16 protein-coding genes and 1 tRNA gene are annotated in these 17,916 nt (G+C 68.4%); 3 read left to right on the forward strand and 14 right to left on the reverse strand.

From position 1 onward, the window contains the following. The 9 genes from lnt to KHB019_RS02505 form a co-directional block, all read right to left on the reverse strand. Entirely contained in the window at positions 1 to 1,539 is a 1,539-nt protein-coding gene (gene lnt / locus KHB019_RS02465; RefSeq protein ID WP_230103258.1) for an apolipoprotein N-acyltransferase, read from the reverse strand. An 11-nt stretch (positions 1,540 to 1,550) separates the two neighbouring features. Then, positions 1,551 to 4,025: a DEAD/DEAH box helicase gene (locus KHB019_RS02470; RefSeq protein ID WP_325471517.1), complete on the reverse strand. Its 2,475-nt coding sequence runs from the start codon at positions 4,023 to 4,025 to the stop codon at positions 1,551 to 1,553. Then, positions 4,022 to 4,783 (reverse strand): twin-arginine translocase subunit TatC, encoded by a 762-nt coding sequence (gene tatC / locus KHB019_RS02475; RefSeq protein ID WP_337458020.1) that lies wholly within the window; start codon positions 4,781 to 4,783, stop codon positions 4,022 to 4,024. The genes KHB019_RS02470 and tatC overlap by 4 nt, the downstream gene beginning before the upstream one ends. Positions 4,784 to 4,845: 62 nt before the next feature. Then, a complete protein-coding gene (tatA, locus tag KHB019_RS02480) occupies positions 4,846 to 5,109 on the reverse strand; it encodes a Sec-independent protein translocase subunit TatA (RefSeq protein ID WP_230103448.1) in 264 nt (87 codons plus the stop codon). A gap of 48 nt (positions 5,110 to 5,157) precedes the next feature. Continuing rightward, positions 5,158 to 6,129: a helix-turn-helix transcriptional regulator gene (locus KHB019_RS02485; protein ID WP_230103261.1), complete on the reverse strand. Its 972-nt coding sequence runs from the start codon at positions 6,127 to 6,129 to the stop codon at positions 5,158 to 5,160. Further along, positions 6,129 to 7,112: a helix-turn-helix transcriptional regulator gene (locus tag KHB019_RS02490; RefSeq protein ID WP_230103262.1), complete on the reverse strand. Its 984-nt coding sequence runs from the start codon at positions 7,110 to 7,112 to the stop codon at positions 6,129 to 6,131. Before KHB019_RS02490 ends, KHB019_RS02485 begins: the two co-directional genes overlap by 1 nt. Continuing rightward, a complete protein-coding gene (locus tag KHB019_RS02495; RefSeq protein WP_230103263.1) occupies positions 7,112 to 8,089 on the reverse strand; it encodes an FKBP-type peptidyl-prolyl cis-trans isomerase in 978 nt (325 codons plus the stop codon). The genes KHB019_RS02490 and KHB019_RS02495 overlap by 1 nt, the downstream gene beginning before the upstream one ends. Before the next feature lie 10 nt (positions 8,090 to 8,099). Further along, the gene (locus KHB019_RS02500) at positions 8,100 to 9,113 is read right to left on the reverse strand and encodes a tRNA (adenine-N1)-methyltransferase (RefSeq protein ID WP_337458021.1); all 1,014 of its coding nucleotides are present in this window, start codon (positions 9,111 to 9,113) and stop codon (positions 8,100 to 8,102) included. Next, positions 9,110 to 9,790 (reverse strand): HAD family hydrolase, encoded by a 681-nt coding sequence (locus KHB019_RS02505; protein ID WP_290368261.1) that lies wholly within the window; start codon positions 9,788 to 9,790, stop codon positions 9,110 to 9,112. The genes KHB019_RS02500 and KHB019_RS02505 overlap by 4 nt, the downstream gene beginning before the upstream one ends. Positions 9,791 to 9,882: 92 nt before the next feature. Here KHB019_RS02505 and KHB019_RS02510 point away from each other — a divergent pair, with 92 nt between their 5' ends. Continuing rightward, positions 9,883 to 10,737: a PAC2 family protein gene (locus KHB019_RS02510; RefSeq protein WP_230103265.1), complete on the forward strand. Its 855-nt coding sequence runs from the start codon at positions 9,883 to 9,885 to the stop codon at positions 10,735 to 10,737. Between the two features lie 6 nt (positions 10,738 to 10,743). Here the strand turns inward: KHB019_RS02510 and KHB019_RS02515 are convergent, their stop codons facing one another. Together KHB019_RS02515 and KHB019_RS02520 are read right to left on the reverse strand one after the other, a co-directional pair. Then, entirely contained in the window at positions 10,744 to 11,571 is an 828-nt protein-coding gene (locus KHB019_RS02515; protein WP_325471516.1) for an undecaprenyl-diphosphate phosphatase, read from the reverse strand. Between the two features lie 30 nt (positions 11,572 to 11,601). Then, positions 11,602 to 12,897, reverse strand: coding sequence for a M20/M25/M40 family metallo-hydrolase (locus tag KHB019_RS02520; protein WP_325471515.1), 1,296 nt, complete (start codon positions 12,895 to 12,897; stop codon positions 11,602 to 11,604). 110 nt (positions 12,898 to 13,007) lie between these two features. Here KHB019_RS02520 and KHB019_RS02525 point away from each other — a divergent pair. After that, a tRNA-Leu gene (locus KHB019_RS02525) sits at positions 13,008 to 13,090 on the forward strand. A 53-nt stretch (positions 13,091 to 13,143) separates the two neighbouring features. On the opposite strand, the gene KHB019_RS02530 is transcribed toward KHB019_RS02525, so the two are convergent. Beyond that, positions 13,144 to 14,244: a VIT1/CCC1 transporter family protein gene (locus KHB019_RS02530; protein ID WP_230103268.1), complete on the reverse strand. Its 1,101-nt coding sequence runs from the start codon at positions 14,242 to 14,244 to the stop codon at positions 13,144 to 13,146. A gap of 143 nt (positions 14,245 to 14,387) precedes the next feature. Beyond that, positions 14,388 to 16,130 (reverse strand): DEAD/DEAH box helicase, encoded by a 1,743-nt coding sequence (locus KHB019_RS02535; protein WP_325471514.1) that lies wholly within the window; start codon positions 16,128 to 16,130, stop codon positions 14,388 to 14,390. A gap of 125 nt (positions 16,131 to 16,255) precedes the next feature. On the opposite strand from KHB019_RS02535, the gene KHB019_RS02540 reads away from it, so the two are divergent. Beyond that, positions 16,256 to 17,086 carry an SGNH/GDSL hydrolase family protein gene (locus KHB019_RS02540; protein WP_337458022.1) on the forward strand — a complete coding sequence of 277 codons (831 nt, stop codon included), beginning with the start codon at positions 16,256 to 16,258 and terminating at the stop codon, positions 17,084 to 17,086. Here KHB019_RS02540 and KHB019_RS02545 read toward each other — a convergent pair whose 3' ends face one another. Further along, positions 17,087 to 17,896, reverse strand: coding sequence for a TrmH family RNA methyltransferase (locus tag KHB019_RS02545; protein WP_230103271.1), 810 nt, complete (start codon positions 17,894 to 17,896; stop codon positions 17,087 to 17,089). It lies immediately after the preceding gene. Positions 17,897 to 17,916 lie beyond the last annotated feature (20 nt).

Raw genomic sequence — 17,916 nt, forward strand, 5'->3', positions numbered from 1 at the left:
TCACTTCCCACCACGGGCGCGCCACCACCCGAACAGGAGCGCGCCCAATCCGCCCCACATCAGCACCTGCTGAATCCAGGGGCCGAGGATCACACCAGCGGTGAGGCCGGAGCGAAGCTCGACATCGTCGAGCAGGGCTCCGGCCTCATCTGCGTCCAACGAGGCGATCGTCCGGCCCTCAGGGGTGATCATCTGGCTCGTGCCGACCGTGGAGATGTTGACGACGCTGCGTCCGGTCTCGATGGCGCGCATGCGGGCGAAGGCGAGCTGCTGCAGATTCTCGTCGGTGCCGCGGAAGTCGGCGTTGTTCGTCTGGAACACCAGCACCTGAGCTCCGCCGGTGACGCCCTCGGCGATGACCTGGTCGTAGATCACGTCGAAGCAGATGGCGAGGCCGATCTTCACACCGTCGACATCCATCACGGGTGCGTTGGTTCCGTGAGAGTACTCGCGCCCGATCAACCCGATGAGGTCGGGGACGATCGCGTAGTAGAAATCACGATCGGGCACGTACTCCCCGAAGGGAACGGGGAAGCGCTTGTCGTGCGTCTGCTCCGCGATGCCGGAGGGCTCCCAGAGCATCGACGTGTTGAAGAACTCGTCGCCGCGCGCCGTGGCGGCGTTCGCGAGCAGCGGCGCATCCACCCGGTTGGCGACCAGGGTCATCCGGCGAGCCAGCGCACTGTCCTGGAACGGGTCGCCGCCGAGCCCGCCCTCCGGCCACACGAGCAGATCCATATCCTCGCCGTACAGGGGCTCCGTGGCGTCCGTCTGCGCCTGGACGACCGCGTAGGGCTCCCGATGATCGAAGTACCCCGTGGGGCCGTTGCCCTGCACGGCGCCGATGCGCATGGTGCCGGCATCCGTCGTGGGGAACGCCGGGGTCACGAACAGCAGAGCGATGATCACCACGGGTGCGACGAGTCGCAGCGGACGGCGCCAGAGGCGAAGCCTCACGCTCTCGATCAGCATCGCGACCGCGAACACCATCAGGAAGCTCAGGCCGCTCACGCCGACCCAGGAGGACAGCGTCGCGAGAGGACTCTCGGACTGCGTCATCCCCAGGCGCGCCCAGGGGAACCCGGTGTACGGCCACGAACCGAGGAGCAGCTCTCTGAGCACCCAGAGCGCTCCGACGACGGCAGGGAGCAGCACCAGGCGGCCGGCCGTGCCGGGGAACGCGCGCGGCAGCCAGCGATAGGCCAGCGCGATGAGCGTGACCGCGACAGCCGTGAGCGCGGCCTCGAGTGAGGCGAGCGCCGCCCAGGGGATCACGCCCAGATAGCGCGACGTCCACGACACCAGCAGGAAGAAGAACACGCCTCCGTAGACGAGTCCGACCAGCGCTGCGGCCCAGAACTGTCGCCCGGTCAGAGCCAGAAGCAGGAGCGCGACGGCGGGGAACGCCAGGATCCACGCGTTCGCCGACGGGTATGCGAGATCCATCAGCCACCCGGACAGCGCCGCAGACGCAACGGCGAGCCACAGCGGCAGCAGCGGACGGGGCCGACGCGAGGGCTCGGCAGAGGGCGATGGCATCCGTCTCATTCTCACATCGTCGAATACGCGACGATGCCGCGGCGCACGCCGTCGAGCGCCTGCCTCGCCGTACGAGCCACGGTGAGATCCTCGGCCACGATCGACAGTTGATCGAGCAGGTCGATCGTCTGCTTCGCCCACCGAACGAAGTCGCCGGCCGCCATGTCAGCGTCGACGAGCACACGATCGAGCAGGGCGCCACGAGCCCAGGCGTGCATGGCGCCGGCGAGACCGGCCGCGAGCGGCTCGGACCCTGGCAGGCTGTGCGCCTGCTCCAGGTCATCCAGCTCGGCCCACAGGGCGGTGGTCTTCTCGAACGCCGCACGGAAAGCGCCGCGCGGGAGCCCCCGCTCCCCCGAGTTCGCCTCGTCGCGGCGCGGTTCGTACACGAGGCAGCATGCCATCGCGGCGAGAGAAGGGGCGTCCAACCCCGTCCACAGGCCCTGGCGCAGCGACTCCGCCACGAGCAGGTCGCGCTCGCCGTAGATGCGCCGCATCGTGCGACCGTCCTCCGTGAGGGCGGTGTCGTCGCCGGTTCCCGTGACGTAGTCGAGCGTGGCGAGCACGTCGACGATCCGGTCGAACACACGAGCCACCGTGCCCGTTCGGTTCTCGATCTGCCGACGGGTGCGATCGGTCTCGCGCTTGAGCTTCCAGTACCGCTCGGCCCAGCGGGCGTGCGCCTCGCGGTCGGGGCACCGATGGCATCCGTGGCGCTGCATCCGGGTGCGCAGGGACTGGATCTTCTTGAGGCGCTTGTCTCTGGCGGCCCGCGGCCCGTGGGAGTCCTGCTTGTTCTTCTTCTCGAGATCGCTCAGCTCACGTCGGATGCCGGCGTAATCGAGGAAGTCCCCGTGATCGCAGGTCATCGCCTTGACGTATCCGTTCAGCGACTCCTCCGCCTCGCGGACCTGTCTGGCCAGGCCGACGACCGCGCGGTCGGCTTGGAACTGGGCGAACGACGATTCCAGGACCTGCCTGGCCCTCGGCCGACCGAACATGTCGATGAGGTTCACGGCCATGTTGTACGTCGGACGGAAGCTGGAGTTCAGCGGATACGTGCGCCGGGAGGCGAGAGCGGCGACGGCCTGAGGGTCCATGCCCTCCGTCCACTGCACGACCGCGTGGCCCTCGACGTCGATCCCCCGACGCCCTGCGCGACCCGTCAGCTGGGTGTACTCCCCCGAGGTGATGGCCACGCGCGCTTCGCCGTTGAACTTCTCCATCTTCTCCAGGACCACGGTGCGCGCTGGCATGTTGATGCCGAGCGCCAGAGTCTCGGTGGCGAAGACCACTTTGACGAGCTTGCGACGGTACAGCTCCTCGACGACCTCCTTGAAGGCGGGCAGAAGGCCGGCGTGATGGGATGCCACGCCCCGCTCGAGGTTGTCCACCCATTCGAAGTAGCCGAGGACGCCGAGATCCTCATCCTGCAGGGTGCGCGTGCGCTCCTCGACGAACTCTCGGATCTCGCGCCGTTCCTCCTGCGAAGTCAGGCGGATGCCGGAGCGTCGCACTTGCTGCACAGCTGCGTCGCACCCGACGCGGCTGAAGATGAAGAAGATCGCCGGCAGCAGGTTCGTGCGCTCGAGCAGCTGGATGACGTCCGGGCGGTCCATCCGCTCGATGCGCTGAGCGTTCGATGCACGCACGGGGCGGCGTCCGCCGCGCTGCGGGCGGGGGCTCTGCCTGCCGGCGTGCCGTGAGCTGACGTACGACTGCGCGCGCTTGTTGTTGTCGTACCGTGACCCGGTGAACGACCGGATGCGCATGAGCTCCTGGTTGACGGTCGCCGTGGCGATACCCGCCCGGTCGTCGAACAGCGGCAGCAGATCGTCGCGCACCAGGACGTGCTGCTCGAGCGGCACCGGCCGGATCTCGGAGACGATGACCTCGGTGTCGCCCCGGACGGTGTCGAGCCAGTCGCCGAACTCCTCGGCGTTCGAGACGGTCGCGCTGAGCGAGACGAGCCGCACCGCGGAGGGCAGGTGGATGATGACCTCTTCCCACACGGCGCCGCGGAACCGATCGGCGAGGTAGTGGACCTCGTCCATGATGACGAAGCGGAGGTCGGTGAGAGCCGAGGAGCCGGCGTAGATCATGTTCCGCAGCACCTCGGTCGTCATCACGACGATCCGGGCGTTGCCGTTGATGTTCGTGTCCCCGGTGAGCAGTCCGACGTTCTCCGCGCCGTAGACCTCGACGAGCTCGCGGAACTTCTGGTTCGACAGCGCCTTCATCGGCGTCGTGTAGAACGCCTTGTCACCCGGCGTCTGCATCGCGAGGTGGATCGCGAACTCGCCGACGATGGTCTTGCCTGCGCCGGTGGGTGCGGCGACGAGGACGCTGCGCCCGCGCTCGAGTGCGTGACATCCCTCCACCTGGAAGGGGTCGAGATCGAACTTCTGACGTGCGGCGAACGCGGCGGTGTGCGGGTGCGCAGCGCTGTCTCGAGCGGCGGCGTAGCGCTCGGCCGGTGAGCTCATGCGTCCGCGTCCGGGAGCAGCCCTTCGGCCGCCATCTGCTGCTTCTTGCGACGGTCGAACAGCATCGACAGCCCGGCGGCCGCGAAGAACAGGACCACCAGGATGCCGGCCAGCAGCAGCATGCTGACCACGTCCGCCGCGGGCGTCGCGAGGGCTGCGAACACCGAGGCGATGAGTACGGCGACGCGCCACCCCTTCAGGATCGCGCGACCGGTCATGACGCCGGACAGGTTGAGGGCGACGAGGAAGACCGGCAGGACGAACGAGACGCCCACCACGAGCATGAGCTTGAGGATGAAGTCGAAGTAGAGCTTTCCCTCGTAGAGGTTGTTGGCGCCCTCGGGCGTGAACTCCGCCATGAGCTCGATCACGTGCGGCACGACGAGCGAGCCGACGTAGCAGCCGGCGAAGAAGAGCGGGATGGCTGCGGCCACGAAGCCGATCGTGTACTTGATCTCTTTGCGCGTCAGCCCTGGCATGATGTAGGCCCAGATCTGCCACAGCCAGATGGGAGCCGCGAGGAAGATGCCGATCGAGAACGCCATTCGCATGCGCAGATCGAACGGTGCCGTCACGGAGGAGAACGTGAGGCCGACGATCACCTCAGGATGACGGTCGGCTATCGCCTCCACCGGGGCTGTGATGAAGTCGATGATCGGGTCGGTGACGAAGAACGCCACGATCATCGTGACGACGAGCGCCGCGGCGCAGATCATCAGCCGTCGACGCAGCTCCACGAGGTGGGCGCCGAGCGACATACGGCGTTCATTGCGTGGTCTGTCACTCGCGGCCGACTTCTTGTCGATCGCGGTCACCGTCGTCAGCTGGTCGGGCTGCTGGGGGCGCTGCCGTCTGCCCGCTGCGAAGTGGTGCTGGGCTCAGCAACCGTGGATGCGGCGGTGGTGTCGCCGGCATTCTGCTGCGGTGTGCCGTCCTCTTCCTTCATCGCCTTCATCTCGCCCTTGAAGACACGGGCGGACTGGCCCATGCTCTTCGCGAGTGCCGGCAGCTTCGCCGCACCGAACAGGAGCAGGATGATGAGGACGAGGACGAGCAGGTGCCAACCGGTCAATCCAGCCATGATTCCCTCCCGGGGTTGAAGTCTTCGTGCAGTCTACCCGGGCATCCTTTGTCAGGGGTTCGCGTAGAGCGCGAGTCCGGCTGCAGCCCATTCCCGGGTCGCGGTGCGCGCGATGTCCGGGTCGACGACCTGGAGCTGACCTCCGAACCGAGCCGCGACGCGCTTGATCGCTCGGGAGTCGGACAGCCGGATTCGAACGACGACATCATCGCCGTCCTCCCGTGCGTTGTCTGCTCGGACGTAGTCGCCGAGAAGAGGCACGAGGCGGTGCGGCAGCCGCACGGTGACCTCCGGGTCGTCGCCCTCTCCCCCGAAACCCTCTGGTACGGGCGCATCGGCATGCGTGATCGGAATGTCGGTCAGAACCGGCTCGCTGACCCTGTCGAGGTGGAAGGTGCGCATCGCCTTCCGCAGATGGCACCAGCCCTGCAGATACCACTGACCGTTCGTGATCAGCACCTGAACAGGGTCGACGGTGCGGGTCGTGGGCGCGGCATCCGGCGCCTGATAGCGGAACGACACGGCCACACCGTCGCGGAGCGCGTCCGCGACGGCGTCGCGCACCTCGTCGACCGCGCTCGGAGCGATGACGACATCAGCCGGGGCATTCGCCGCAGCGCGCGCGAGCTTCGCGAGCAGGCCGGCCACCAGCCCCGAGTCGGAGACTGCGGGAACGGATGCCACGAGCTGCAGGCCTGCGAGCAGTGCGGCCGCCTCGCGCGCGGTGAAGCGCGGCACGCGGCGGAGTCCGACGTCGTTCGTGATCTCGATGACGTCCTCTTCATCGAGGAGATCCCAGTTGATGTCGAAGAGCTCGTGCGGCTGCTGCCAGTACCCGCTGTCACCGGGCAGCCCGATGACCGTGAGCTTCTCGACCATGCCCCGCATCTCGGCGGTCGACACGTCGAACTCCCTGGCGGCCTCCTCCAGCGAGACCTGCCCACGCTCAAGCAGGTACGGCACCAGCGTCAGGTAGGCGCGCACCCGATCGGCCGCGAGCGGTGTCTTGGGCTTGTCCGCCATCACTCCCCCGCTCCGTGTGCCGCGACGATGGCAGCGAGTCGCTCGATCACGGCATCCCGCAGCACCGCGGGCTCGACGACACGAACCTCCGGCCCGTACGAGGCCAGCTCGTCGGCGAAGATGTGCAGATCCACGAAGGGCACGCTGAACCCCTGCTTCTCGGCCCGCGCGCGGCGGCCCAGACGCAGGGCCGCCTCCGTGCCCGGCGTGATCTCGACCAGCGCGGAGTTTCGCGCGGCGACCGCGTTGAGACCGGCGAGAGCACGCTCGCCCGCTCCGTCACGGAGCCCGGGGGCGAAGGACGTGCGCGTCACGGTGACATCGCCGACGATGCGGCTGAGCAGGAACGTGCGCTCGTCGTCGGCATCCTGGTCGATTCCATAGACGTGCCAACGGGCTTCGAAGTCCAGCAGGGCCAGGGGTTCGAAGGTCCGCCGGCGCGGCATCGCCTCCCCCGGCTTCAGATAGTCGAACGCGACCACGCGGCAATCCTCGATCGCGGACTGGAGCGGCGCGAAGCTGTTCTCGCGCGGCGTGATCCGCGGGGCGAATCCGATGATCGGCTCGTCGCCGTCGATGCCGAGCGCGCGGATCTTGCGTACGCCGGCCTGTGCGTCGGCTGAGGCGGATTCCGCGCTCCACACGCTGCCGGCGAGCTGCAGGACGGCGAGCTCCGCCGGGCTGAACGAGATGTCCTCCGGGAGGTCGTACTCGGCCTTCGGGATGCGATACCGAGCCTCACGAAGATCGTTCGGGTCGCTGGAGTCACCGATCGTCTCGATCGGGACGCCCAGCGCGCGCAGCTCGTCCTTGTCGCGCTCGAACATCTTCTCGAGCGCGTCCATCCTGACGCCGGTCTCCGCGCGCTGGCGGTAGCCGGACACACTGTCGAGGATCTGCTGCTTGGTGAGCCCGATCTCCGTGGCCATCAGCGCCACGACGAGATTCGTCTGACGCTCCTCCGGGGGGATTCGGGCTGCCATCACTGCTGCGCTGAGGCCGGAGGATCGATGCCGAGGATGTCGACCACGAACACGAGGTCCGCGTTCGGCGGGACGGCTCCGCTGCCCTGTTCGCCGTAGGCGAGCTCGGAGGGAATGACCATGAGCACCTGAGAGCCGACGGTCTGGCCAGCCAGCCCCTGCGTGAAGCCGGGGATGACCGCGGTCATGTCGAACGTCGCAGCGGTTCCGCGGTCCCACGACGAGTCGAAGACGGTGCGGTCGTCCCACGTGACTCCGGTGTAGTTGACGAGGATGCTGTCGTCGTCGGCGACCTTCGCCCCGTCGCCCTTGATGAGGGTCTGCACGGTCAGATCCTTCGGCGCAGCGCTGTCGGGGACGATGATGCCCGGGCGCCCGTCCGGCGCACGGACCACCGTCGGCATGCCGGCGGCGTCGTTGTACTGCAGCGCGCCCTCTGCTCGACTCGGGTAGACCTTGACGACATCGAAGACGGCGACCACCGACTCATCCTCGGCCAGGCCGAAGCCGGTGAGGTTCTGAGGGCCGAAGTCCTCCGGCGTGACGGCGGCTACGACTCGTGAGCCCTCGGTCGCGCACTCGAGCGCCGTGCCGAACGCGGGAACGGTCTGCGCCCAGTAGCCGACGCTCGCGAGCTGCGCCTTCTCGGCGTCGTAGGCCGTGCTGGCGATCGGGTCGCCGGTCTCGCCCGAGAAGAGCGAGAACTCGATGACGGCGCTCTGCCCCGGCGACGTGAGTGCGCGTCCATCGCCGACCACGGCGTCGCCGAACGCGCTGGTGTCCCCGCCGACGGGCGTGAACAGCTCGACGTCGGGCTTCGTGCCGACCTTGCCGGAGAGGTTGGCGAGGTCCTCGATGCCGCTGCCGGCCCCTGCTCGATCGCAGGCGACGCCGTCGTACGCGGGCCCTGCCGTGCAGCCCGTCAGGGCGAGGGCGGCGAGGGCGAGAGTGGCCAGAGCGGCTGAGGTTTTACGCACGCGCTCCAGTCTATTCCGATCGGTGATCGACGTCGCGCGACGCGGCGGCGCGACGTGCACCCTCGGCGGCCTTGGCGGCCTCTCTGGCGCGCTTGCGCAGGTTCTTGTCCGTGATGTCCCGGTCGCCGACGGCGCCGGGGGTCCACAGCTCGACATCCTCGTCGCCGTAGCTCGACTTCGACGCACGACGCTTCACCTCGGGGGCGATCGTCCCCGGAGCGAGCCGCCGCGCCGTGAGCAGGAAGCCGGTGTGCGCGACCATGCGGTGATCGGGGCGCACGGCCAGCCCCTCGACGTGCCAGCCTCTGACCATGGTCTCCGACGCGTCAGGGGCGGTGAAGAGTCCGGTGCCGCGGATGTACTCCGCGACCCGCGAGAGCTGCGTCGCGGTGGCGACGTAGCAGAGCACCACTCCCCCCGGCGTCAGCGCCTCAGCGACGGCATCCACGACCTCCCACGGGGCGAGCATGTCGAGCACGACGCGGTCGACGCTGCCGGCCGGCATGGTCTCCGGAAGAGCGTGCAGCAGGTCGCCGACGACGACTTCCCAGGTGTCGGGCGCCCCGCCGAAGAAGGTCTCGATGTTCGAACGCGCGACCTCGGCGAAGTCATCACGTCGCTCGAATGAGACCAGACGCCCCGCCGGGCCGATGGCGCGCAGCAGCGACAGCGACAGCGCACCGGACCCGACGCCGGCTTCGACGACGGTGGCACCGGGGAATATGTCGGCCTGCATGACGATCTGCGCGGCATCCTTCGGGTAGACGATCGCCGCGCCGCGCGGCATCGACATCGCGAAATCGCGAAGCAGCGGGCGCAGCGCCAGGTACTCGTGCCCTGAGCTGTTCGTCACGACGGACCCGTCGGCCAGGCCGATGAGGTCGCGGTGGAACAGGACGCCGTGATGCGTGTGCATCTCGCCGTCTGCAGCGAGCGTGATCGTGTGCAGCCTGTTCTTGGGCCCGGTCAGCTGCACGCGATCGCCCTCGCGGAAGGGGCCGCTCGGCCGTGCCGTGGTGCTCATCGTCCGACCTCCACGCTCGTGACGGCCGCGTACAGATCGACGATGTCGCCGGCCGTGCGGCCCTCGAGCGTCGGCCAGAGGGCGTGCGCGCCCAGACCGTCCAGCGGGACGATGTGCGGCACGCCGAGGGTCACGGCCCCCGAGGCGATGCCGGCTCGCAGACCGGTGGGCGAGTCCTCGATGACGAGAGCGTCGGCGATGTCGATGTCGAGAAGCCTCGAAGCCTTCAGATACGGCTCGGGGTGCGGCTTGGGATAGTCGACCTCATCACCGGGGACGACGACGTCGAACGCGGGGAAATCGATGAGATCGATGACGCTGCGGGCCATGCGGCCGAGCGACATCGTCACCAGTGCGCTGGGAATCCCCGCGACCTGCAGATCGCGCAGCAGTTCGCGCGCACCAGGGCGGAACGGCACGCCCTGCGTCTCGAGAAGCTCGCGCACGGCGTCCGTGAGGTGCGAGACGATCGCGTCGGCATCCATGTCGACCCCGGCGGCCCGCAGGATCTCGGCGCTCTCGTGAAGCCCGCTTCCGACCAGCTGCAGAGCCTGCTCGTGGCTCCAGGTGCCGCCGAAGGATTCGACCAGCGCCGTCTCCGCTGCCATCCAGTACGGCTCGGTGTCGACCAGTGTTCCATCCATGTCCCAGAGGACTGCCTGCGGCTTGTGAGTCACCTGACCATCGTATCCGGGGCGGTACGCCGCGTCGGCCGAGCGCGGACTAGCCTGGAGGGATAGCCGAAGTCCGTCGTCGAAGGGAGAACCGCATGGATGCACTCGGAGACCGCATCGTCGTGGTGGCCTTCGACGGGTGGAACGACGCCGGCGAGGCCGCCAGTGGCGCGATCGAAGCGCTGCGCGAGAGCGGAGACTACGAGGTCGTCCATTCCGTCGATCCTGAGCTGTACTTCGACTACCAGTACACGCGCCCCTCATCCAAGATGGATGCCTCCGGCAAGCGCGACCTGCGCTGGCCCGAGGCGTCCCTGTGGCGCCCGCGCGGTGACGCAGAGGACGGCGCACCGGAGTTCTGGCTCCTCACCGGCGTCGAACCGGCCAGAACCTGGCAGGCGTTCGCGAACGAGTTCATCGATGTCGCGCTTCGCGATGACATCACCGGGTTCATCTTCCTCGGCGCGATGCTCTCGGATGTGCCGCATACCCGCCCGATCTCGATCTTCGCCGCGAGCTCGAACGAGCAGGTGCGAGAGGCTCTCGGGCTGGAGCGCTCGCTCTACGAGGGGCCGGTCGGCATCCTGAGCGTCATCGAGCACTTCGCGGAGGGAGCGGGCATCCCGACGGCCACACTGTGGGCGAGCGTCCCGCACTACGTCGCCTCGGCGGCTCCGTCTCCGAAGGCCACGCTCGCACTCCTCGACCGGCTCGAAGAGCTCACCGGCGTCGACATGCCCCGCGAGGGGCTCCGAACGGATGCCGCCACGTGGGAGGCCTCTATCGACGCCGCCGCGGCGGACGACGAGGAGATGACCGAGTACATCCACCAGCTGGAGCGCACGCGCGACACCTGGGACTCCCCCGAGGCATCCGGCGACGCCATCGCGCAGGCGTTCGAACGCTACCTGCGTCGCCGCGACGACGGGCCGGGCGACCGCAAACGCTAGCCCGACCTACCCCGCGATCACTCCGGTGCCGAGCAGGATCAGCAGCGTGACGCCGAGCAGGATCCGGTAGATCACGAACGGCAGGAAGCTGTGCTTCGAGATCCAGTTCATGAAGAACGCGATCACGCCGAGAGCGACGACGAACGCGATGCCGGTCGCTGCGACCGTCTCGCCCATCGTGAAGTACTGGTCGGGAGCGTCCCAGCTCTTGAACACCTGGAAGAAACCGCTGCCGAACACGGCCGGGATGGCCAAGAGGAACGCGTAGCGGGCCGCCGCGGCGCGCTCGTAGCCGAGGAAGAGTCCCATGGTGATCGTGCCGCCGGAGCGCGAGACGCCGGGGATCAGGGCCAGCGCCTGCGCAAAGCCGTACAGGATGCCGTGCGGGTAGGTGATCTGGTCGAGTCTGCGGCGCTTGGCACCCACGTAGTCGGCGACGCCGAGCAGGATGCCGAACGCGATGAGCATGATCGCGACGATCCACATCGAGCGCAGCACGGTCTCGATCTGATCCTGGAACAGCAGCCCCAGGACGACGATCGGGATGCTGCCGATGATGATCAGCCAGCCCATGCGCGCATCCGGGTCGTTGCGCGGCAGCTTGCCGACGAGCGAGCGGAACCAGTGCCCGATGATCCGGGTGATGTCGCGCCAGAAGAAGACTACGACGGCGGCCTCGGTGCCGATCTGCGTGATCGCGGTGAAGGCCGCCCCCGGGTCCTCTCCGGAGCCGGTGAACGTTCCGACGATCCGCAGATGTGCGCTGGACGAGATGGGGAGGAACTCGGTCAGTCCCTGGATGATGCCGAGGAACAGCGCTTCGAGCAGGTGCATGGAGGGGCCTTCTGAGTAGAGCGAGATGCGTCAGTACGTGCGCAGCAGATCGGTCAGAACGTGCTGACCGAAGACAAGCGATTCTACGGGGACGCGCTCGTCGACCCCGTGGAACATCCCCGTGAAGTCCAGATCCGACGGCAGACGGAGCGGCGCGAAACCGTAGCCGGTGATGCCGAGCGTCGTGAGCGCCTTGTTGTCGGTACCCGCTCCGAGCAGGTACGGGATGACGGGAACGCCGGGGTCGTGGCGGCCGAGAGATGCGACCATGGCTTCGACGAGCTCACCCTCGAAGGGCGTCTCCATGCCGATGTCGCGCACGACGGTCTCGATGGCGATGTCGTCGCCGACGATGCGCTGCAGCTCCTCCAGCACGTCGTCCTCCGTTCCGGGGATCACGCGGACGTCGATGAGCGCCTCCGCGTGCTCGGGGATGACGTTGTGCTTGTATCCGGCCGTGAGGACCGTCGGGTTCGTCGTCGTGCGGAACGTCGAGCGCAGGAACGCCTCGGCGGGGCCGGATGCCGCAGCGAGGGCATCCGGATCGTCGAGCGGCCGCCCGGTGAGGTCGCTCAGCCCCTGCAGCAGCGCGGTCGTCGTCGGGGTGAGCCGGATCGGCCACCGCGTGCGCCCGATGGCGGTGACGGCTTCGGCGAGCTTGACGATCGCGTTGTCCTCATGCAGGCGGCTGCCGTGGCCCGCACGCCCCTTGGCCACGAGGCGGATCCAGATGAGCGCCTTCTCCCCCACCTGCAGCAGGTAGGCGCGACGATCGTCGACGGTGATCGAGTAGCCGCCGACCTCGCTGATCGCCTCCGTGGCACCGGCGAACCACTCAGGCCGGTCCTTCACGACCAGAGAGGAGCCCTCCACACCGCCGTTCTCCTCATCGGCGAAGAAGGCCAGGACGAGGTCGCGCTCCGGCTGCTCACCCGCGCGCAGGATCTCCGCGACGGACGTGAGGATCATGGCATCCATGTTCTTCATGTCGACGGCGCCGCGGCCCCACAGCATCCCGTCGCGCACGATGCCGGCGAAGGGATCGACGCTCCAGTCCTCGGCCATCGCGGGGACGACGTCGAGGTGGCCGTGCACGACCAGCGCCGGCTTGCGGGAATCGCGACCGGGCACTCGGGCCATCACGTTCGTGCGCCGAGGAATCGGCTCGTAGTACTCGGTCTGCAGCCCGAGGCTCTCGAGGTGGGCCCCGACGTACTCCGCGGCCTCCCGCTCCCCCTTCGCGTTCCCACCGCCGAAGTTCGACGTGTCGATGCGGATCAGGTCCTGCGCGAGGCGCACGACCTCCGGAAGCTGAGGCTCGGACATGACTCCAGGCTATCGAAGCGCGTGCGGCACGCCCGAGCGGTGCCCTGGTTCGTCCGCTGTCGCGAAACCTGGTAACGTTTCTCTTCGGTCGGCAACGACCTTCACCACCTGCGCGGGTGGCGGAATGGTAGACGCGCTACGTTGAGGTCGTAGTGCCCGTAAGGGCGTGGGGGTTCAAGTCCCCCTCCGCGCACAAACAGAAAAGCCCCCTGATGGGGGCTTTTCTTGTATCCGCTTCGGCTCGTGTCACACGGCGCCCACGCCGAACACCAGGCCGAGGACGTAGGTGACCGCCGCGGCCCCGAAGCCGATCGCCAGCTGACGGATGGCCCGTCGCAGCGGCGGCCCGCCCGAGAGGATGCCGACGGTCGCACCAGTGGCCAGCAGCGCGACGCCGACCAGCAGCAGCGCGACGAGGATCGCCGTGAGCCCCTGCAGCCCGAAGATCCACGGCAGCACCGGAATGATCGCACCGGACGAGAACAGGAAGAAGCTGGACAGGGCAGCTGTCCAGTCGCTTCCCACGATGTCGTGGTCGTTGCCGGCGCCGTGCGCGTGGACGGGCCCAGTAGCGGTGCGTCGCACTCCCTCGTGGGCTGCCGCGATGACCCGACGCGAGCGGGTGAGCGCCTCGGCCTGATCCATGCCTCGCGCCCGATAGACGAGGGCGAGCTCGTTCTCGTCGATATCGAGGTCTCCGGCTGACTGCGCGGCATCCTCGTTGGCCTCGGTCGACGCCAGCAGCTCCCGCTGCGAGCGGACGGAGACGAACTCCCCCGCCCCCATCGAGAGCGCTCCTGCGAGGAGCCCGGCGATGCCGCTGAACAGTACGAAACTCGACGAGACGCCGGTCGCGCCGATGCCGAGGACGAGCGCCAGGTTGCTGACGAGACCGTCGTTGGCACCGAAGACCGCTGCGCGGAATGACCCGGACAGGCGCCGGCGGCCGCGTGCCGCGAGACCGCGGACGACCTCGTAGTGGATCTTCTCGTCTGCGCGCATCGCGGGTGTCGCATACAGCTCGGTGTCGTAGGGCGATCGTGCCTCGGCGCTCTGCGCGAGCACCAGCACGAAGATGGATCCGAATCGGCCGGCCATCCAGCCCAGCAGGCGGGATCGCATACCGGCGCGGGGCAGGCGCTGCGGCTCCTCACCGAGCAGATCGAGCCAGTGCTGCTCGTGACGCCGCTCGGCATCGGCGAGGCTCTGCAGGATCTCCTTCTCCTCGCCTTCCTTGCTGTCGGCGAGCTTCTGGTAGACGAGGCCCTCGGCGCGTTCCTCGACCAGGTAGCGTGCCCAGCGTCTGCGGTCCGCTGCGGTCGGCTCTGCGTGAGCAGGCGCACTCATGAGTCCTCCAAGTCGGGGTGGCGTAGGTGCCGTCGGGCGACATCCACGCTATCTGCGGCGGCACGGCGACCTGCTCGAAAAGCCCGGATTGCCAGCATTTCGGGGCTCCTAAGGGGGCTCGAGATTCGCCGGTGCCGGCTGCGCTACGAGCGGACGCGCTTGCGGAGCAGATCGATCCGCTGCTGCAACTGGGCGACTGTCGCCTGTGCGACCGCTGGACCGCCGCACAGGCGGCGGAGTTCGGCATGGACGGCACCGTGCGGCTCGCCCGCCTGCCGTGCGTAAAGGCCGACGAGGCTGTTGAGGAGCTGGCGCTGCTCGCGCAGAGTGCGGTGCAGGGGCTGCGGCAGCGTCGTGACCGCCTCCGGCCCGGTCTGCGCCTCTCTGGCCTCGCGGAGTCTGGACTGGCGCGACTGCCGCTGCATGAGAAGCTCGTGCACGTGCTCGGGCTCGAGAAGCCCGGGAATGCCGATGAACTCCTCCTCCTCCGGCGTCCCCGGTTCTGCGAGCTGCCCGAACTCCTGCCCTTCGAACACGACCCTGTCGAAGTGCGCGAGCGAGGAGATCGCCTGATAGGTGAACTCCTGCGTGAGCGCGTCGGACGCCTCCTCCTCGCGATTCGCGCTCTCCAACAGCGAGTCCTCGAGTCCGTCGTCGTCCTTGCTCTGCCGGTCGAGCGCGTGATCGCGCTGCTTCTCCAGCTCGTTCGCGAGGCCCATCAGCACGGGGACGTTCGGCAGGAACACGCTCGCCGCCTCACCTCGGCGTCTGGCACGCACGAAACGGCCGATCGCCTGAGCGAAGAACAGCGGCGTGGACGACGACGTCGCGTACACGCCGACCGCGAGACGCGGGACGTCGACGCCCTCCGACACCATGCGCACCGCGACCATCCAGCGCGAATCGTTCGCGCTGAACTTCTCGATGCGCTCGGATGCCGTGGCGTCGTCGGAGAGGACGATCGTAGGTTGCTGACCGGTGATGCTGTGCAGGATCTTCGCGTACGCGCGTGCGACCGTCTGATCGGTGGCGAGCACCAGTCCCCCGGCATCCGGGACATGGTTGCGGATCTCGGTGAGACGGCGGTCCGCAGCCGACAGCACAGCGGGCATCCACTCGCCCTCCGGATCCAGAGCCGTGCGCCAGGCCTGCGAGGTGACGTCCTTCGTGTTGTCCTGCCCGAGGTGCGCCTCGAGCTCGTCGCCGGCGCTCGTGCGCCACCGCATCTTTCCGGAGTACATGTGGAACAGGACGGGCCGCACCACGCCGTCCGCGAGGGCCCGGCCGTATCCGTACGCGTAGTCGGTCGTCGAGATGCGCGCGCCCGACTCGTCGGGCGCGTAGGTCACGAACGGGATCGGAGCGGTATCGCTGCGGAAGGGCGTTCCGGACAGCGACAACCGTCGTTTCGCCGGCCCGTAGGCGTCGCGGATGCCGTCGCCCCAGCTGAGCGCGTCGCCGCCGTGGTGCACCTCATCGAGGATCACCAGCGTGTGCGCGTCCTCTGTCAGGTGCCGGTGCACGGACGGTTTCGCCGCCACCTGTGCGTACGTGACGACGACACCGTGGTACTGACGCGATGGGGCCCAATGGCTGTTGCGGAACCGGGGATCCAGCCGGATGTGCACGCGCGCGGCTGCATCGGCCCACTGGGTCTTCAGGTGCTCTGTCGGAGCCACCACGATGACGCGGTTGATCTCGCCCATGCGCAGCAACTCGACCGCCAGCGTGAGCGCGAACGTCGTCTTTCCTGCGCCAGGGGTCGCGGCGACGAGGAAGTCCCGCTGATCACGCGCGAAATAGAGGTCGAGAGCCTCCCGTTGCCACGCGCGGAGCTTGTCCGCCGTCCCCCATGGGGCGCGCTGGGGGAAGGACGGAGAGAGCATCGACTCAAGGGTAATCGCAGTCGCAGACATCGCTCGCCGCCCACGTGCGCCGTCTGCGGCGCGGAGTAGGCTCGATCTCTGCGCGACCACGACTCCGGGCCGCGCGCACGTCGAAGGAGAGACTGATGACGGATCCAGAATCCTCCCGGACCCCCTACATCGCCAACGAGGGATCGCACCCGTGGCGCCGATTCGTGGCTGTCGGCGACTCCTTCACCGAAGGGATCGGCGACCCGGATCCGAACGCTCCGGGCGGCAACCGCGGATGGGCGGACCGCGTCGCAGAGGTGCTCGCCGCCCAGGTCGACGACTTCGCGTACGCCAACCTCGCCGTCCGCGGCAAGCTCATAGCTCAGATCGTCGCCGACCAGGTCGAACCGGCTGTCGCTCTGCGCCCTGATCTCATCTCGATCTGCGCCGGCGGCAACGACGTGATCCGTCCGGGAACCGACCCGGACGACATCGCATCCCAGCTCGACGACGCAGTCTCGCGTCTGGCATCCACAGGCGCGGCGATCATCCTCTTCACCGGCATCGACACAGGCTTCACTCCCGTGTTCCGCCGCGTCCGCGGCAAGGTGGCCATCTACAACGAGAACGTGCGTGCGATCGCCGATCGACACGACTGCATCGTCGCCGACCAGTGGGCGTTGAAGACGGTCCAGGACGCGCGCTTCTTCGACGACGATCGCCTGCACTACAACGCGCTCGGCCATCACGAGGTCGCCCGGATGGTGCTGCGCGCCCTGAACGTCCCCAACAGCCTGCAGGCGATGCAGCCGGACCCGCTGCCGATGCGCACGTGGCGCGCAGCGCGCGCCGAGGATCTCGGATGGGCTCGCGAGCACCTCGTCCCCTGGGTGCTGCGGCGGCTGCGGCACCAGTCGTCGGGTGACCTCATCACCGCGAAGCGGCCGGAGCCGTCGCCGGTGCTCCTCGTCGCGGACGACAAGTGATCAGCGCGTGCTGCTCGTGAGCGCCCACAGGGCCACGGCCGCAGCCGAGGCGACATTGAGCGAGTCCACTCCCCCGCGCATCGGGATCGTCACGATCGCATCCGCTGCCTCCAGTGCCGCGTGCGAGAGCCCGTCGCCCTCGGTGCCCAACAGAAGCGCGACCTTCTCGGGTCGGTCCGCCGCATAGGCGTCCAACGGCACCGCGTCGTCGCTGAGAGCCAGCGCCGCGATCGCGAAACCTGCCGAACGCAGCTCCGCGAGACCAGCGCTCGTCTCGTCGATGCGCGTCCACGGCACCTGGAACACCGTGCCCATGCTCACCTTGACGCTGCGGCGATACAGCGGATCGGCGCAGCGCGACGTCACGATCACGGCATCCGCACCGAGTCCGGCCGCCGCCCGAAAGGCAGCGCCGACGTTCTGGTGCTCGATGAGGTCTTCGAGCACCAGGACGACCCGTGCATCGCGCAGCACCTCGCTCAGCCGCGGGAGGGCAGGGCGATGCATCGACGCGAGTGCGCCGCGGTGCACGGCGAATCCGGTGACCTGCTCGGCGACGTCATCCGGGACGAGGTAGACCGGGACGTCGACGTCTGCGAGCAACGCCTTGAGGCCCGTCACCCATCGCTCCTGCGTGAGCACCGAGCGCGGCATGTGATTGGCCTCGATCGCGCGCTCGATGACCTTCGCGGACTCAGCGATGTACAGGCCGCCCTCCGGTTCCTGCACGCGTCGCAGGACGGTGTCGGTGAGGTTCCGGTAGTCGGCGAGCCGCGGGTCGGCGGCGTCCTCGACGGGCTCGATGCGCATGCCTCAACTCTGCCAGCACG

This window comes from Microbacterium sp. KHB019 (assembly GCF_037285405.1).
GTDB lineage: Bacteria > Actinomycetota > Actinomycetes > Actinomycetales > Microbacteriaceae > Microbacterium.

Bases quoted from the DNA above. Each gene is read 5' to 3' on its own strand.
- lnt (WP_230103258.1), bottom strand. From the start codon at position 1,539: ATGCCATCGCCCTCTGCCGAGCCCTCGCGTCGGCCCCGTCCGCTGCTG.
- KHB019_RS02470 (WP_325471517.1), bottom strand. From the start codon at position 4,025: ATGAGCTCACCGGCCGAGCGCTACGCCGCCGCTCGAGACAGCGCTGCG.
- tatC (WP_337458020.1), bottom strand. From the start codon at position 4,783: ATGTCGCTCGGCGCCCACCTCGTGGAGCTGCGTCGACGGCTGATGATC.
- KHB019_RS02485 (WP_230103261.1), bottom strand. From the start codon at position 6,129: ATGGCGGACAAGCCCAAGACACCGCTCGCGGCCGATCGGGTGCGCGCC.
- KHB019_RS02490 (WP_230103262.1), bottom strand. From the start codon at position 7,112: ATGGCAGCCCGAATCCCCCCGGAGGAGCGTCAGACGAATCTCGTCGTG.
- KHB019_RS02500 (WP_337458021.1), bottom strand. From the start codon at position 9,113: ATGAGCACCACGGCACGGCCGAGCGGCCCCTTCCGCGAGGGCGATCGC.
- KHB019_RS02510 (WP_230103265.1), top strand. From the start codon at position 9,883: ATGGATGCACTCGGAGACCGCATCGTCGTGGTGGCCTTCGACGGGTGG.
- KHB019_RS02515 (WP_325471516.1), bottom strand. From the start codon at position 11,571: ATGCACCTGCTCGAAGCGCTGTTCCTCGGCATCATCCAGGGACTGACC.
- KHB019_RS02520 (WP_325471515.1), bottom strand. From the start codon at position 12,897: ATGTCCGAGCCTCAGCTTCCGGAGGTCGTGCGCCTCGCGCAGGACCTG.
- KHB019_RS02530 (WP_230103268.1), bottom strand. From the start codon at position 14,244: ATGAGTGCGCCTGCTCACGCAGAGCCGACCGCAGCGGACCGCAGACGC.
- KHB019_RS02535 (WP_325471514.1), bottom strand. From the start codon at position 16,130: ATGCTCTCTCCGTCCTTCCCCCAGCGCGCCCCATGGGGGACGGCGGAC.
- KHB019_RS02540 (WP_337458022.1), top strand. From the start codon at position 16,256: ATGACGGATCCAGAATCCTCCCGGACCCCCTACATCGCCAACGAGGGA.
- KHB019_RS02545 (WP_230103271.1), bottom strand. From the start codon at position 17,896: ATGCGCATCGAGCCCGTCGAGGACGCCGCCGACCCGCGGCTCGCCGAC.